The sequence below is a fragment of the Streptomyces sp. NPDC033136 genome (assembly GCF_055578235.1).
Genome location: NZ_JBVIPD010000026.1, coordinates 60,200 through 75,702 on the forward strand (window position 1 = coordinate 60,200; position 15,503 = coordinate 75,702).

General features: G+C 71.6%; 12 protein-coding genes. 8 read left to right on the forward strand and 4 right to left on the reverse strand.

Annotation, left to right across the window (positions count from 1 at the left end; translation table 11 throughout):
- Window positions 1-11 precede the first annotated feature (11 nt).
- Window positions 12-1,421, reverse strand: a complete 1,410-nt coding sequence (locus ACZ5TL_RS33615; protein WP_468594591.1) for a sensor histidine kinase — start codon at window positions 1,419-1,421, stop codon at window positions 12-14.
- On the reverse strand, window positions 1,418-2,086 hold the full coding sequence (locus ACZ5TL_RS33620) for a response regulator transcription factor (RefSeq protein ID WP_468594592.1): 669 nt from the start codon (window positions 2,084-2,086) through the stop codon (window positions 1,418-1,420). Before ACZ5TL_RS33620 ends, ACZ5TL_RS33615 begins: the two co-directional genes overlap by 4 nt.
- 116 nt (window positions 2,087-2,202) lie before the next feature.
- Between ACZ5TL_RS33620 and ACZ5TL_RS33625 the strand changes: the two genes are divergently transcribed.
- Window positions 2,203-2,871, forward strand: a complete 669-nt coding sequence (locus ACZ5TL_RS33625; RefSeq protein WP_468594593.1) for a PepSY domain-containing protein — start codon at window positions 2,203-2,205, stop codon at window positions 2,869-2,871.
- A gap of 367 nt (window positions 2,872-3,238) precedes the next feature.
- Here the strand turns inward: ACZ5TL_RS33625 and meaB are convergent, their stop codons facing one another.
- Together meaB and ACZ5TL_RS33635 are read right to left on the reverse strand one after the other, a co-directional pair.
- Entirely contained in the window at window positions 3,239-4,195 is a 957-nt protein-coding gene (meaB, locus tag ACZ5TL_RS33630; protein ID WP_468594594.1) for a methylmalonyl Co-A mutase-associated GTPase MeaB, read from the reverse strand.
- 56 nt (window positions 4,196-4,251) lie between these two features.
- Entirely contained in the window at window positions 4,252-5,451 is a 1,200-nt protein-coding gene (locus tag ACZ5TL_RS33635) for an acetyl-CoA C-acetyltransferase (RefSeq protein ID WP_468594595.1), read from the reverse strand.
- Between the two features lie 148 nt (window positions 5,452-5,599).
- Here ACZ5TL_RS33635 and mce point away from each other — a divergent pair, with 148 nt between their 5' ends.
- The 7 genes from mce (at window position 5,600) to ACZ5TL_RS33670 (ending at window position 15,372) form a co-directional block, all read left to right on the forward strand.
- Window positions 5,600-6,040, forward strand: a complete 441-nt coding sequence (gene mce / locus ACZ5TL_RS33640; RefSeq protein WP_468594596.1) for a methylmalonyl-CoA epimerase — start codon at window positions 5,600-5,602, stop codon at window positions 6,038-6,040.
- Between the two features lie 232 nt (window positions 6,041-6,272).
- Window positions 6,273-10,220, forward strand: coding sequence for a polarized growth protein Scy (gene scy / locus ACZ5TL_RS33645; protein WP_468594597.1), 3,948 nt, complete (start codon window positions 6,273-6,275; stop codon window positions 10,218-10,220).
- Window positions 10,221-10,403: 183 nt separating this feature from the next.
- The gene (locus ACZ5TL_RS33650; RefSeq protein WP_184850054.1) at window positions 10,404-11,339 is read left to right on the forward strand and encodes a coiled-coil domain-containing protein; all 936 of its coding nucleotides are present in this window, start codon (window positions 10,404-10,406) and stop codon (window positions 11,337-11,339) included.
- Between the two features lie 86 nt (window positions 11,340-11,425).
- A complete protein-coding gene (locus ACZ5TL_RS33655) occupies window positions 11,426-12,385 on the forward strand; it encodes an ABC transporter ATP-binding protein (protein ID WP_468594598.1) in 960 nt (319 codons plus the stop codon).
- Between the two features lie 2 nt (window positions 12,386-12,387).
- Complete coding sequence (locus ACZ5TL_RS33660) at window positions 12,388-13,155, forward strand: ABC transporter permease (protein ID WP_468594599.1); 768 nt, start codon at window positions 12,388-12,390, stop codon at window positions 13,153-13,155.
- Window positions 13,156-13,276: 121 nt separating this feature from the next.
- Entirely contained in the window at window positions 13,277-14,506 is a 1,230-nt protein-coding gene (locus ACZ5TL_RS33665) for an ABC transporter ATP-binding protein (RefSeq protein ID WP_468594600.1), read from the forward strand.
- The gene (locus tag ACZ5TL_RS33670) at window positions 14,503-15,372 is read left to right on the forward strand and encodes an ABC transporter permease (RefSeq protein ID WP_468594601.1); all 870 of its coding nucleotides are present in this window, start codon (window positions 14,503-14,505) and stop codon (window positions 15,370-15,372) included. The genes ACZ5TL_RS33665 and ACZ5TL_RS33670 overlap by 4 nt, the downstream gene beginning before the upstream one ends.
- Window positions 15,373-15,503: the final 131 nt, after the last annotated feature.

Here is a 15,503-nt window from a genome sequence, read left to right on the forward strand (position 1 = left end):
CGCGGCTCGGATCAGGCGAGCGGCAGGCGGAGTTCGAACAAGGCTCCGCCTGCGGGTCCCTGCCCGGCCGTGAGCGTGCCGCCGTGCCGCACGGCGACGTCGCGGGCGATGGCCAGGCCCAGCCCGGCGCCGCCGTCGTCGCGGCTACGGGCGGCGTCCAGCCGTACGAACCGTTCGAAGATCCGCTCCCGGTCGGCCTCCGGCACGCCGTCACCGTCGTCGGCCACCCCGACCACGGCCCGGTCGCCCTCGCGCCGCACGCTCACGGTGACGGCCGACCGGGCGTGCCGCTGGGCGTTGTCGAGCAGATTGGCCAGCACCCGCCCCAACTGCCCCCGGGATCCGGCCACCTCGACCGGCTCCGCGTCCACGGTCACGCCCGTCCGCCCCTCGGCCTCGTCCCGGGCCAGCCCGGCGAGGTCGACCCGCGTGTCCTGGGGCCGCTCCCCCGCGTCCAGCCGGGCGAGCAGCAGCAGATCGGCGGCCAGCCGCTGCAGCCGTACGGTGTCCTCCACGGCCCCGTCGAGGTCCAGCAGCTCGGGGTGCGCGGCGGCCACCTCCAGTTGCGTCCGCAGCGAGGCGATGGGGCTGCGCAGTTCGTGGGAGGCGTCGGCGACGAAGCGCCGCTGCCGCTCCACGGACGTCTCCAGAGCCGCGAGCGTCTCGTTGGTGGTGCTGGCGAGCCGGGCGATCTCGTCGTGCGTGTCCGGTTCCGGGACGCGCCGCGCGAGGTCCTCGGAGTGGGTGATCGCGGCCATCTCGCGCCGGATGCCCTCCACGGGCCTGAGGGCCCGTCGGGTGACCAGCCAGGTCACGCCGGCGACGACGGCGAGCAGCAGCGGGAACCCGATCAGCATCACCGTCAGCGCGGTCCGCACGGCCCCGTGCTCGGCGGCCAGCGGGGTACCGGCGTAGACCGTGAGGTGCCCGCGGTCCTGGGTCTCCACCTCGACGGCGGCGAAGCGGTAGTCCTCCGTCTCCCCGTCGATCGTCGCCGACCCGTTGCTGAAGACGCTCTCCCCGGAGATCTCAGCGGCTTCGAGGGCCTCGCCCGCGTCCTCGGAGTCGTCATCGTCGTCCCCGGAGGGCGTCACCGCCGGCTGTGGCTTCACCTGGTCGCTGTGCGTCCCGCTGATCCGCTCCAGGTCCTCGCTGGCCGCGACGAGCCGCTGGTGCTCGTCCAGGACCTGCACCGGCCCGTCGTCCCCGTCCAGCCCGGACAGCTTGTCGTACGGCGTCCCGGCGGCGAGATCGGAGGCGACCGCCCGCGCGGAGCGCTCCGCCTGCGTGCCGGCCTCGCCGATCAGGTTGGACCGCAGGGACAGCAGCACGGCGGCCCCGGCGGCGACGAGCGCCACCGCCACCACCAGCGTGGCTCCCAGCGTGGCCCGTGCCCGGACGGACCCGAACAGCCGCCTCACGGCGACGTCTCCAGCCGGTACCCGACCCCGCGCACGGTCCGGATCAGCCCCGCCCGCAGTTTCCGCCGCAGGGTGCTGACGTACACCTCGACGATGTTCGGATCACCGTCGTACGCGAAGTCCCAGACGTGCTCCAGGATCTCGGACTTGGACACCACCTCGCCGGCCCGCAGCACGAGTTGCTCCAGCACGGAGAACTCCTTGGCGGTGAGGGCGATCTCGTCCTCACCGAGGAACACCCGCCGGGCGGCCGTGTCCACCTTCAGGTCGCCGTGCACACGCACGGGCGAGGCCCCCGCGCCCTGCCCGCGCCGCCGCAGCAGCGCCTTGACCCGGGCGACGAGCACGACGTACGAGAACGGCTTGGTCAGGTAGTCGTCCGCGCCGGTGTCGAGCCCCTCGGCCTCGTCGTACTCACCGTCCTTGGCGGTCAGCATCAGGATCGGCACCTCGTGCCCGGCGGCGCGCAGGGCGGCACAGACCCGGTAGCCGTTGAGCCCCGGCAGCATGATGTCGAGGATCACCAGGTCGTACGTCCCCTCCGAGGCCTGGTGCAGCCCCTCCCGCCCGTCGTGGACGACGTCCACGGCGTACCCCTCGGCCGTCAGGCCCCTGGCGAGCGACAGGGCCAGCCGCTTCTCGTCCTCCACGATCAACAGGCGCATGGGTAAAGAGTGGCAAAGCCAAGCTGAAGATCCCTTCAGGGGCCTTCAGCTTCCTCTCAGCCTCGATCGGCCAGAGTCGAAGACGTCGAAAACGAAACGACTCAGGAGGAATCCGCATGAAGCGCAACATCGTGATCGCCGCTGTGACCGCTGCCGCTCTGGTCGGAGGCGGTACGGCCACGGCTCTCGCGACCTCGGGGGGCGACGAGGGCTCGGCGCGGCAGGCGGCGAACACCCGGCTGTCGGACGACGACGGCCGCGACGACCAGGACGGCGCGGACGCGCGGGACGACCGCGACGACGACCGGGACGACGACGCCGCGCGGGCCGCCTCGGCGGACGTCACGGCGTCCGAGGCCATCGCCTCCGCGCTGAAGCACACGTCGGGCACGGCCGTCTCCGCCGAGCTGGACGACGAGGACGACAGCGACAAGGTGGTCTGGAAGGTCGACGTCCTGTCGGGCGACAACGCCTGGCACAGCGTGAGTGTCGACCCGTCCAGCGGCAAGGTCCTGGGTTCGCAGACCGACGACGAGGACGACACGGCGCAGGTGCGGGCCGCGCTGAAGGGATCCTCCGTGACGGCCGGGGAGGCCGCGAAGGCCGCCGCCGGCAAGGGTGTGGTGACGTCCGTCGAGCTGGACGAGGACGGCACGACCAAGTCCTGGGAGGCCGAGACCCGCACGTCCGGCGCGGCCGAGCAGGACTGGAAGGTCGACCTCAAGTCGGGCAAGGTCACGGCGGACCGCTCGGACGTGCAGGACGACTCCGACGACCAGGACTGATCAGGTACTGCCCTTTTCCACCGCCCCGGCGTCACATCTGACGCCGGGGCGTCGCGCAGCCGGCGGGACCACGACGCGCCCGCACCCGCCTGACGGCGCAAGGGGGCGTCGTCCGTAGCTGGGCGGGGCCACGACGCGCCCGCGCCCGCGTACGGTGAGAAGGGGACGTGTCGGGGGGTGTCCGCCCGCAGCGGTTGGCGCGTCAACGGACAGCGAGTCGGTATGACACCCCATCGCGCCGTTCCGAGGACGGACACCCCCCGGCGCGGCCCCGACCCACACTCACCGCGCAGGCGCCACGCGCGCCCCCTCCGAAGCAGCCACAGGCCGCCGCAGGCACCCGCTCCACCGCCGGAGGCACCCGCACTCAGCCCTCCGTCAAGCCCGCCACCAGTTCGTCAGCCGCCCGGTACGGATCCAGCTCACCCGCGACGATCCGCTCCGCCAGCGCTCCCAGCCGCCGGTCTCCGTGCAGGTCAGCGATCCGCTCCCGCAACGCCGTCACCGCGATCGCCTCGACCTCCCGAGACGCCCTGGACAGGCGCCGCTCCGCGAGCACCCCCCGCTCCTCCATCCACGCCCGGTGCTTCTCCAGCGCCTCGACGACCTCGTCGACGCCCTCGCCCCGGGCCGCGACCGTCTTCACGATCGGCGGCCGCCAGTCGCCCGGCCCCCGCGCCTCGCCCAGCCCCAGCATGTGGTTCAGCTCGCGAGCCGTCGCGTCCGCTCCGTCCCGGTCGGCCTTGTTCACGACGTAGACGTCACCGATCTCCAGGATCCCGGCCTTGGCCGCCTGGATCCCGTCGCCCATCCCCGGCGCGAGCAGCACCACGGACGTGTCCGCCTGCGAGGCGATCTCCACCTCCGACTGCCCGACCCCGACGGTCTCGACGAGGATCACGTCGCAGCCGGCCGCGTCCAGGACCCGGATCGCCTGCGGAGCGGCCCACGCCAGCCCGCCCAGATGCCCGCGCGTCGCCATCGAGCGGATGTAGACGCCCGGGTCGGACGCGTGGTCCGACATCCGCACCCGGTCCCCGAGCAGCGCACCGCCCGAGAACGGGGACGACGGGTCGACGGCGAGCACGCCGACCCGCCTGCCCTGCTTGCGGTACGCCGTCACCAGCGCCGAGGTCGACGTGGACTTGCCGACGCCCGGCGACCCGGTCAGCCCCACGACGTACGCCCCGCCCGTCAGGGGCGCCAGCGCCGCCATGACCTCCCTCAGCTGCGGGGACGCCCCCTCCACCAGGGAGATCAGCCGGGCCACGGCCCGCGGCCGCCCTTCTCTGGCCTGGGCCACCAGCGTGGAGACGTCCTGCATCACAGCTCCGTTCAGATCAGGGAGTACCGAAACTCAGGCCTTGGGCACCCGCAAACTCAGGCCTTGGGCACCCGCACGATCAGAGCATCGCCCTGACCGCCGCCACCGCACAGCGCGGCCGCGCCCACGCCACCGCCCCGCCGCTTCAGCTCCAGCGCGAGATGCAGCACGAGACGCGCACCGGACATCCCGATCGGGTGACCCAGGGCGATCGCGCCGCCGTTGACATTCACCTTTTCGGTGGACACCCCGAGGTCCTTCATGGACTGCACGGCCACGGCCGCGAAGGCCTCGTTGATCTCGATGAGGTCGAGGTCGGAGACCTCCAGGCCCTCCTTCTTCAGCGCGTGCAGGATCGCGTTGGACGGCTGCGACTGCAGCGAGTTGTCCGGCCCGGCCACGTTCCCGTGGGCCCCGATCTCGGCGATCCACTCCAGGCCGAGCTCCTGGGCCTTGGCCTTGCTCATCACCACGACGGCGGCGGCACCGTCGGAGATCTGCGAGGCCGAACCGGCCGTGATCGTGCCGTCCTTCGAGAACGCCGGGCGGAGCTTGCCCAGGGACTCGGCGGTGGTGTCGCCCCGGATCCCCTCGTCCTTGCTGAACAGCACCGGGTCGCCCTTGCGCTGCGGGATCTCGACGGGCGTGATCTCGGCCTCGAACAGGCCGTTCTTCTGCGCGGCGGCGGCCCGCTGGTGCGACAGCGCGGCGATCTCGTCCTGCTCGGGCCGCGCGATGCCGAGGCGGGTGTTGTGCTTCTCCGTCGACTCGCCCATGGCGACGCCCTCGAAGGAGTCGGTCAGCCCGTCGTAGGCCATGGCGTCGAGCATCTCGACCGCGCCGTACTTGAAGCCCTCGCGGGACTTCGGCAGCAGGTGCGGGGCGTTGGTCATGGACTCCTGGCCGCCGGCGACGACCACGTCGAACTCACCGGCACGGATCAGCTGGTCGGCGAGCGCGATGGCGTCGAGGCCCGACAGACACACCTTGTTGATGGTCAGCGCCGGCACGTTCATGGGGATGCCGGCCTTGACGGCGGCCTGGCGGGCCGGGATCTGACCCGCCCCGGCCTGGAGCACCTGGCCCATGATCACGTACTGCACCTGGTCGCCACCGATCCCCGCACGGTCGAGGGCGGCCTTGATCGCGAAGCCGCCGAGATCGGCTCCGGAGAAGGATTTCAGTGAACCGAGCAACCGCCCCATGGGCGTACGCGCCCCCGAGACGATCACCGAACTGGTCGTAGCAGAAGACATGAGCTGCGATCCCCTTACCGGCTGCACAGCCGAGGAGTGAACGAGGGTTTACTTCGAATGTACTGACCGGTACTCCGCCCCGTCACCGGGCTGTCGGTGTGATCGCGCGCACGTTGCGTAACCACCTCCGGGGCGCTGCACTGAATCCATGCTGACGCGAATCGACCACATCGGAATCGCCTGTTTCGACCTCGACAAGACCGTCGAGTTCTACCGTGCCACCTACGGCTTCGAGGTGTTCCACTCCGAGGTCAACGAGGAGCAGGGCGTGCGCGAGGCCATGCTCAAGATCAACGAAACGTCCGACGGCGGCGCCTCCTACCTGCAGCTTCTGGAGCCGACCCGCGACGACTCCACCGTCGCGAAGTGGCTCGCGAAGAACGGGGAGGGCGTCCACCACATCGCTTTCGGTACGGCGGATGTGGACGGCGAGGCCGCGGAGATCAAGGACAAGGGCGTACGCGTGCTGTACGAAGAGCCGCGACGCGGTTCCATGGGGTCACGGATCACCTTCCTGCACCCCAAGGACTGTCATGGCGTACTGACAGAACTGGTCACTTCGGCGCCTGTTGAGTCACCTGAGCACTGACCCTCGTACATAGGGGCCGGTAGGGTTGGGTGCGGTCGCCGCTCAGCCAGGGTGACCGCGGTCCCGCCGTGCGACGGCAGGACCACCGGGGTCCGGGTTTCGGGGGACGAGCGTCGGGGCAGCAGCCTCTGCTCCGCCGATGATCTGACACCATTCCCCGGGGGCCCCGTTCGGCGGATGGACGGAGCTCGTTCGGAAAGAGTTGCGACCAGGGGACGGATGGGACCGCGCAGTGCGGGGCTACGAGAGCCAGGAGCGAGAGCCGGCGGCTGACGTCGACCACCTCTCTCGGTTCGAAGCCGAGATGAAGCGGCTGAAGACCGAGCGGGAAAAGGCGATCCAGCACGCCGAGGACCTCGGCTACCAGGTCGAGGTGCTGCGCGCCAAGCTGCACGAGGCGCGGCGCACCATCATGTCCCGGCCCTCCTTCGACGGGGGCGACATCGGCTGGCAGGCCGAGCAGTTGCTGCGCAACGCGCAGGTGCAGGCCGACCAGATCCGCGCCGACGCCGACCGCGAGCTGAGCGAGGCCCGGGCCCAGACCCAGCGGATCCTCCAGGAGCACGCCGAGCAGGCGGCCCGGCTCCAGGCGGAGCTGCACCAGGAGGCGGTGACCCGCCGCCAGCAACTGGACCAGGAGCTGGCCGAGCGCCGCCAGACGGTCGAGTCGCACGTCAACGAGAACGTGGCGTGGGCGGAGCAGCTGCGGGCCCGTAGCGAGCAGCAGGCCCGCCGGCTGCTGGAGGAGTCCCGGGCGGAGGCCGAGCAGGCCCTGGCCACCGCCCGTGCGGAGGCCGAGCGGCTGACGACCGAGGCCCGGCAGCGACTGACGGGCGCCGCCGAGGAGGCCCGGACCGAGGCCGAGCAGATCCTGCGCCGCGCCCGCACGGACGCCGAGCGGCTCCTCAACGCCGCCTCCACGCAGGCCCAGGAGGCCACCGACCACGCCGAGCAGCTGCGGACGTCCACCGCCACGGAGTCGGAGTCCGCGCGCCGCCAGGCCCAGGAGCTGAGCAAGGCCGCCGAACAGCGGATGGCCGAGGCCGAGGAGGCGCTGCGCAAGGCGCAGTCCGAGTCGGAGAAGCTGGTCACCGAGGCCAAGGAGGCCGCCGCCAAGGCCCTGGCGAGCGCCGAGTCCGCGAACGAGACGCGGACGCGCACCGCCAAGGAGCAGGTCGCCCGGCTGGTCCAGGAGGCCACGAAGGAGGCCGAGAACACCAAGTCCGAGGCCGAGCAGCTGGTCGCCGACGCCCGTGCCGAGGCGGAGAAGATCGTCGACGAGGCCTCCGAGAAGGCCCGGGCGCTCACCGCCGAGGAGACGGCGACCCAGCTGTCCAAGGCGGCCAGGACCGCCGAGGAGGTCCTCACCAAGGCGTCGGAGGACGCCAAGAAGACCACCAAGGCCGCGGCCGAGGAGGCCGAGCGGATCCGCAAGGAGGCCGAGGCCGAGGCGGACCGGCTGCGGGCCGAGGCGCATGACATCGCCGAGGAGCTCAAGGGCGCGGCGAAGGACGACACCAAGGAGTACCGCGCCAAGACGGTCGAGCTGCAGGAGGAGGCCCGCCGACTGCGCGGCGAGGCCGAGCAGCTGCGGGCGGACGCGGTCGACGAGGGCGAGAAGATCCGCGCCGAGGCCCGCAAGGAGGCCGTGGCGCAGATCGAGGAGGCGGCGAAGTCCGCCGAGGAGCTGCTCGCCAAGGCCAAGGCGGACGCGGACGAGCTGCGTACGAAGGCCACGACGGACAGCGAGAAGGTCCGCACCGAGGCCATCGAGCGGGCGACGACCCTGCGCCGGCAGGCCGAGGAGACCCTCCAGCGCACCCGGCAGGAGGCCGAGCGGCACCGCGAGGAGGTCGTCGAGCAGGCCGAGGCCCTGAAGGCGGACGCCGAGCGCGCGGCACGGGAGCTGCACGAGGAGACCGAGCGGGCCGTGGAGGCCCGTCGTGCGGAGGCCGCCGAGGAGCTGACGCGTCTCCAGGCGGAGGCCGAGGAGCGGCTGACGGCGGCCGAGCAGGCGCTGTCGGACGCCCGTGAGGAGGCCGCGCGGATCCGCCGCGAGGCCGTCGAGGAGAACGAGCGGCTGCGCACCGAGGCCGCCGAGCGGATCCGTACGCTCCAGCAGCAGGCCGAGGCGGAGGCCGAGCGGCTGCGCGACGAGGCCGTGTCGGACGCGTCCGCGGCGCGTGCCGAGGGCGAGGCCGTCGCCGTACGGCTGCGGTCCGAGGCCGCGAGCGAGGCCGAGCGGCTGAAGTCGGAGGCGCAGGAGAGCGCCGACCGGATGCGCGCGGAGGCGCAGGCCGCCGCCGAGCGGCTCGCCACGGAGGCGTCCGAGACGCTGGCCGCCGCCCAGGAGGAGGCCAACCGGCGCCGCCGGGAGGCCGAGGAAGTCCTCGGCTCCGCTCGGCAGGAGGCCGACCAGGAGCGCGAGCGGGCCCGCGAGCAGAGCGAGGAGTTGCTGGCCTCCGCGCGCAAGCGCGTGGAGGAGGCGCAGACCGAGGCCGTACGGCTGGTCGAGGAGGCCGACCGGCGGGCCACGGAGATGGTGTCCGCGGCCGAGCAGCACGCGCAGCAGGTCCGGGACTCCGTCGCGGGGCTGCACGAGCAGGCCCAGGAGGAGATCGCCGGGCTGCGCAGCGCCGCCGAGCACGCGGCGGACCGGGCGCGCCGGGAGGCCCAGGAGGAGGCGGACCGGGTCCGCTCCGACGCCTACGCGGAGCGCGAGCGGGCGAGCGAGGACGCGGGCCGGCTGCGCAGCGAGGCGCACCAGGAGACCGAGGCCGCCAAGGCGCTCGCCGAGCGGACGATGTCCGAGGCGATCGCGGAGGCGGAGCGGATCCGCGCGGATGTCGCCGAGCACGCCCAGCGGGTGCGCACGGAGGCGTCGGACGCGATCGCCGAGGCCGAGCAGAGCGCCTCGCGCACCCGGGCGGACGCCCGCGAGGACGCCAACCGCATCCGGTCGGACGCGGCGACGCAGGCGGACACCCTCATCACCGAGGCGCGCAACGAGGCGGAGCGGCTCACGACGGACACGGTCCAGGAGACCGACCGGCTGCGGATGGAGACGGTCGCCGAAGCCGAGCGGGTCCGTACGGAGGCCGTCTCGGAGGCCGAGCGAGTCCGTTCCGAGGCGGCCACGGAGGCCGAGCGGCTGCGCGCCGAGTCGGTCGCCAAGGCCGACCAGCTGATCGGTGAGGCCACCGGCGAGGCGGAGCGGCTGCGTGCCGAGGCCGCGGAGACGGCCGGCTCGGCGCAGCAGCACGCGGAGCAGGTCCGCGGCGAGGCCGAGCGTGTCAAGGCCGACGCGGAGGCGGAGGCGGAGCGGCTCGTCACCACCGCGCGCGAGGAGGCCGACCGCACGCTGGACGAGGCCCGCAAGGACGCCAACAAGCGGCGCTCCGAGGCGGCCGAGCAGGTCGACAAGCTCATCACGGAGACCACCGCCGAAGCGGACAAGCTGCTCACCGAGGCGCAGCAGCAGGCGCACAAGACCACCGCGGAGGCCGAGTCGCGGGCCGACACGATGGTGGGCGCGGCCCGCAAGGAGGCCGACCGGCTCGTGTCCGAGGCGACAGTCGAGGGCAACTCGCTGGTGGAGAAGGCCCGTACGGACGCGGACGAGTTGCTGGTCGGCGCGCGCCGGGACGCCACGCAGATAAGGGAGCGTGCCGAGGAGCTGCGCGAGCGCATCACCTCGGAGATCGAGGAGCTGCACGAGCGGGCCCGCCGCGAGTCGGCCGAGGCGATGAAGTCGGCGGGCGACCGCTGTGACGCGCTCGTCAAGACCGCCGAGGAGCAGCTGGCGAAGGCGCAGGCGAAGGCCAAGGAGATCGTGTCGGAGGCCAACTCCGAGGCGGGCAAGGTTCGTATCGCCGCGGTGAAGAAGGCGGAGGGGCTGCTCAAGGAGGCCGAGCAGAAGAAGTCCACGCTGGTCCGGGAGGCCGAGGAGCTCAAGGCCGAGGCGATCCGCGAGGCGAAGCGCACGGTCGAGGAGGGCAAGCGCGAGCTGGAGGTCCTGGTCCGCCGCCGCGAGGACATCAATGCCGAGATCTCCCGTGTCCAGGACGTCCTGGAGGCGTTGGAGTCCTTCGAGGCGCCTTCCTCCTCCAAGGACAACGGAGTCAAGGCAGGCGCGACGGTCGGCGCACCCCGATCGGGTGGCAAGTCCTCGGATAGCTAGCGAAACGGGGCGAAACCGGTGTGTGCTGAAGCCTTTGACCAAGTCTTTGGCAAGCAGTCCTGCGGTGAGCCACCCAAAAGGGGTCTCAATTTGCAGACCAAACGCGCATCCGCTCGATGACACACCGTTTCGGCCCCTAGGATTCCACCTATCACCTCACCGGTCTCATTCGACAGGAACCCCATGAGCGACACTTCCCCCTACGGCTTCGAGCTTGTGCGGCGTGGATACGACCGCGCTCAGGTGGACGAACGTATCTCCAAGCTCGTCTCCGACCGTGACAGCGCTCTCGCCCGCATCACCGCTCTGGAAAAGCGCATCGAGGAGCTCCACCTCGAGACGCAGAACGCCCAGGCCCAGATCACCGACGCCGAGCCGTCGTACGCCGGCCTCGGCGCGCGCGTGGAGAAGATCCTCCGCCTCGCCGAGGAAGAGGCGAAGGACCTGCGCGAGGAGGCCCGGCGCGCGGCCGAGCAGCACCGCGAGCTCGCCGAGTCCGCGGCCCAGCAGGTGCGCAACGACGCCGAGTCGTACTCGGCGGAGCGCAAGGCGAAGGCCGAGGACGAGGGCCTGCGGATCGTCGAGAAGGCCAAGAGCGACGCCGCCCAGCTGCGTTCCGAGGCGCAGAAGGACGCGCAGTCCAAGCGCGAGGAGGCAGACGCCCTCTTCGAGGAGACTCGTGCCAAGGCCGCGCAGGCCGCCGCCGACTTCGAGACGAACCTCGCCAAGCGCCGCGAGCAGTCCGAGCGCGACCTGGCCTCCCGTCAGGCCAAGGCCGAGAAGCGTCTCGCCGAGATCGAGCACCGCGCCGAGCAGCTCCGTCTGGAGGCGGAGAAGCTGCGCACGGACGCCGAGCGCCGCGCCCGCCAGACGGTGGAGACGGCCCAGCGCCAGGCCGAGGACATCGTGGCCGACGCCAACGCCAAGGCCGACCGCATCCGTTCGGAATCCGAGCGCGAGCTCGCGGCCCTCACCAACCGCCGCGACAGCATCAACGCCCAGCTGACGAACGTCCGCGAGATGCTCGCGACGCTCACGGGCGCCGCGGTGGCCGCCGCCGGCACGCCGGCCGAGGACGAGCCGATCTCCCGCGGGGTCCCGGCCCAGCAGTCCCGGTAACAGCCCGGCATACGGAGTCTGAACCTCCGCAAAGCCCTCTGCCGCCCGGGTGGCAGAGGGCTTTGTCGCGTTCTAGCGTGGCGGGCATGATTGAGCTGGAGGGGCTGACCAAGCGGTACGGCGAGAAGGTGGCGGTCAACAACCTGTCGTTCACCGTCAGACCAGGCATCGTCACCGGCTTCCTCGGGCCGAACGGCGCGGGCAAGTCCACCACCATGCGGATGATCCTGGGGCTCGACCACCCGACCGCCGGCGACGTCCGGATCGACGGCAAGCACTACCAGCAGCTCAAGGACCCGCTGACGTACATCGGCGCCCTGCTGGAGGCCAAGGCCTGGCACGGCGGGCGCACCGCCTACAACCATCTGCTGTGCCTCGCGCAGAGCAACGGCATTCCGCGCGGCCGGGTGCGGGAGGTGCTGGACACGGTCGGGCTGACGGCGGTCTCGAAGAAGAAGACCAAGGGCTTCTCCATGGGCATGGGGCAGCGGCTCGGCATCGCGGCGGCGCTGCTCGGCGATCCGCGGATCCTGATGTTCGACGAGCCGGTCAACGGCCTCGACCCCGAGGGCATCCACTGGATCCGCACCCTGATGAAGTCGCTCGCCGCGCAGGGCCGGACCGTGTTCGTCTCCTCCCACCTGATGAGCGAGATGGCCCTGACGGCCGACCACCTCGTCGTCATCGGGCAGGGGCGGCTGCTCGCGGACACCTCCATGGCCGACTTCATCGACCGGAACTCACGGTCGTACGTGCGGGTGCGCAGTCCGCAGCGGGAGCGGCTGCTCGATGTGCTGCACCAGGCCGGGATCGTGGCCGTGGAGAGCAGTGACGGGGCTCTGGAGGTGGACGGCGGCAAGGCCGAGCACATCGGCGAGCTGGCGGCGCAACACCGGATCACCCTGCACGAGCTGAGCTCGCAACAGGCGTCGCTGGAGGAGGCGTTCATGGGGCTGACGGCGGAGTCGGTGGAGTACCACGCGCACGGCGAGACGAGCACCGAGCCACCGCGGCAGCAGTGGGGCGACGGCGGGAAGAGGGGCTGAGCATGGCGACGACGCAGGTCGTACGGTCGGAGTGGACCAAGATCCGGTCGGTGGCGTCCACGGTGTGGACCCTCTCGCTGGTGGTGGTCGTGACGATCGCCCTCGGCATGCTGATCTCGGCCCTGTCGAAGAACGAGTTCGACTCCATGAACGCACAGGACCGGGCGGAGTTCGACCCGACGTTCATCAGCTTCGCGGGGATGAGTCTCGGTCAGCTGGCGATGATCGTGTTCGGGGTGCTGGTCGTGTCGAACGAGTACAGCACCGGCATGATCCGCACCTCGCTGGCCGCGGTGCCGCAGCGGGGCTCCTTCCTGTTCAGCAAGATCGCGGTCGCCTCCGCGCTGGCTCTCCTGGTGGGGCTCGTCACCAGCTTCGCGGCCTTCTTCCTGGGGCAGGCGATGCTGGGTGAGCACGGGGCGGAGATCGGTGACCCGGGGGTGCTGCGGGCGGTGTTCGGCGGCGGCCTCTACATGGCGCTGATCGCGATGTTCTCCATGGGCGTCGCCGCGATGCTGCGCTCCCCGATGCTGTCGCTGGGCATCCTGATGCCCTTCTTCTTCCTGATCTCCAACATCCTGGGGAACGTCGACGCGACGAAGAAGGTCGGCCGCTACCTGCCCGACCAGGCCGGCAGCAGGATCATGCAGGTGGTCACGCCCCTCGACGACACCCCGTACGGCCCGTGGGGCGGGCTGGGGATCATGGGGCTGTGGGTGCTCGCGGCGCTGATCGGCGGATTCGTGCTGCTGAAGAAGCGGGATGCCTGAGGGGCGGACTTGGCTTGACCTTTTACCTCCTCTTGGGCGGAACCGTCAGCGCCTCGATATCCTCCTAACCCTTACGGGGGCGTGTGCCCCGCTGTCCTGAACCTTGCGATGGGTGCGGAGCATGATCGAAGCAGTCGGCCTGACGAAGCGCTACGGCGACAAGACCGCTGTGTACAACCTTTCCTTCCAGGTGCGGCCCGGATCCGTCACGGGCTTCCTCGGGCCGAACGGCTCGGGCAAGTCGACGACGATGCGGATGATCCTCGGACTGGACAACCCGACGGCCGGGCATGTGACGATCGGCGGCTACCCGTACCGCAGGCTGCCCAACGCCGCCCGCCAGGTCGGTGCCCTGCTGGACGCCAAGGCCGTGCACGGCGGCCGCTCCGCCCGCAACCACCTGCTGTCCCTGGCCCAGCTGTCGGGCATCCCGGCCAGGCGGGTGGACGAGGTGCTCGGCGTCGTCGGTCTGCAGGACGTCGCGAAGAACCGGTCCAAGGGCTTCTCCCTGGGCATGGGGCAGCGGCTCGGCATCGCCGCGGCGCTGCTCGGCGACCCGCAGGTGCTGCTGTTCGACGAGCCGGTCAACGGCCTCGACCCCGAGGGCATCCTCTGGGTGCGCAACCTGATGAAGGCGCTCGCGGCGGAGGGCCGTACGGTCTTCGTCTCCTCCCACCTGATGAGCGAGATGGCCCTGACCGCCGACCATCTCATCGTCATCGGGCGCGGGCAGCTGCTCGCGGACATGAGTGTGACGGACTTCATCTCCGCGAACTCGGCGGATTTCGCGCGGGTGCGTACCCCGGACACCGAGCCGCAGGCGCGGGAGAAGCTTTCGGCCGCGCTCACCGAGTCGGGCGGGCACGTGCTGCCCGAGCAGGACGGCGCGCTGCGCGTGACCGGGCTGCCGCTTCCCTGCATCAGCGACATCGCGCACGACCACGACGTACGGCTGTGGGAGCTGTCGCCGCACCAGGCCTCGCTGGAGGAGGCGTACATGCGGATGACGCAGGGCGCCGTCGACTACCGCTCGACCATCGACCAGAAGGAAGGCCTTCAGCAGCCGCTCCCGCCCGGCGCGCAGCCGCCGATGCCGGTGCCCGGCCAGGGCCAGCCGGGCTGGTACGCCCCGCCGCCGCCCCAGCAGGGCGGCCAGCCGTTCTCCATGCCACCGCAGGACGCACCGGGCCAGGCCCCGGCGGGACCGTACGGCGCGGGAACCTCCAACCCCTACGCCCAGCCCGCGCCGCCCCAGGCCCCCGAGCCCCAGCCGTCCGCCGGGCCGGCGCCCGCCAGTGCCCCGGCCGCCGCCCCGACCTCCGACCTGACCAAGCCCGAGGACGACCGATGAGCAGCCCCCAGTCCCAGATGCCGCAGGCCGCGCCCGCCTGGCAGGCGGCGCCCGGAGCCCCGTACCCCGGCTACACCTCGCCGATCCCGGTCGTGCGGACGCACCTCGGGAACGCCATCGCCTCCGAGTGGACGAAGATCAGGTCGGTCCGCTCCACGATGTGGACGCTCGGCGTCTTCGTGCTGCTCGTCGTCGGCATCGGCACGCTGACCGGCGTGGTGGTGGCGGACTCCGACCCGGCCCTGGACGGCGAGAGCCCGCTCGGTCTGGGCTTCTTCGGCCTGCTGCTCGGCAGCATGTGCATCATCACGCTGGGAGTTCTGACCACGGCCTCGGAATACGGCACCGGCATGATCCGCACCACTATGGTCGCGTGCCCGAGCCGGGGCCGGGTGCTGGCGGCGAAGGCCGTGGTGTTCTTCCTGGTCGCCTTCGCGGTGACGCTCGTCTCCGCGTCGCTCGTCGCCTTCCTGCACGTGGCCATGCTGGAGGGCGACGGTGCCAGGTCCCCCTCCGGCGGGGAGTGGCTGAGGGGGACGGTCGGCATCTCGGCCTACGTCGCCCTGCTGGGCCTGCTCTCGCTCGCCGTCGGCTCGATCATCCGGCACTCGGCCGGCGCCATCACCATCATGATCGGCGCCGTGCTCGCCCCGCTGGTGATCGCGCTGTTCATGTTCTCGGAGTCGCTGCAGCGCGTCCGCGACGCGCTGTTCGAGTACTCGATCCCGAACCAGCTGAGCGTCTTCTACGCCAACTCCCTCAGCCAGTCCGGCCCGTCCGGCTGGGACCCGCTGTGGATCCTCCTCGGCGCCACGGCCGCCGCGTTCGCCGCCGCCTTCGCGCTGCTGGAGAAGCGGGACGTCTGAGCCCCCTCAGAACCTCGGCGCGTTACGGGACCGGGGGAAAACCGAGGGGGGGGGGGGGAGGGGGGGGCGAAAAGGAGAGGGGGAAGGGAGGAAGGGGATGAGGACAGGGGGGGTAGGGGCGGTAACCAACG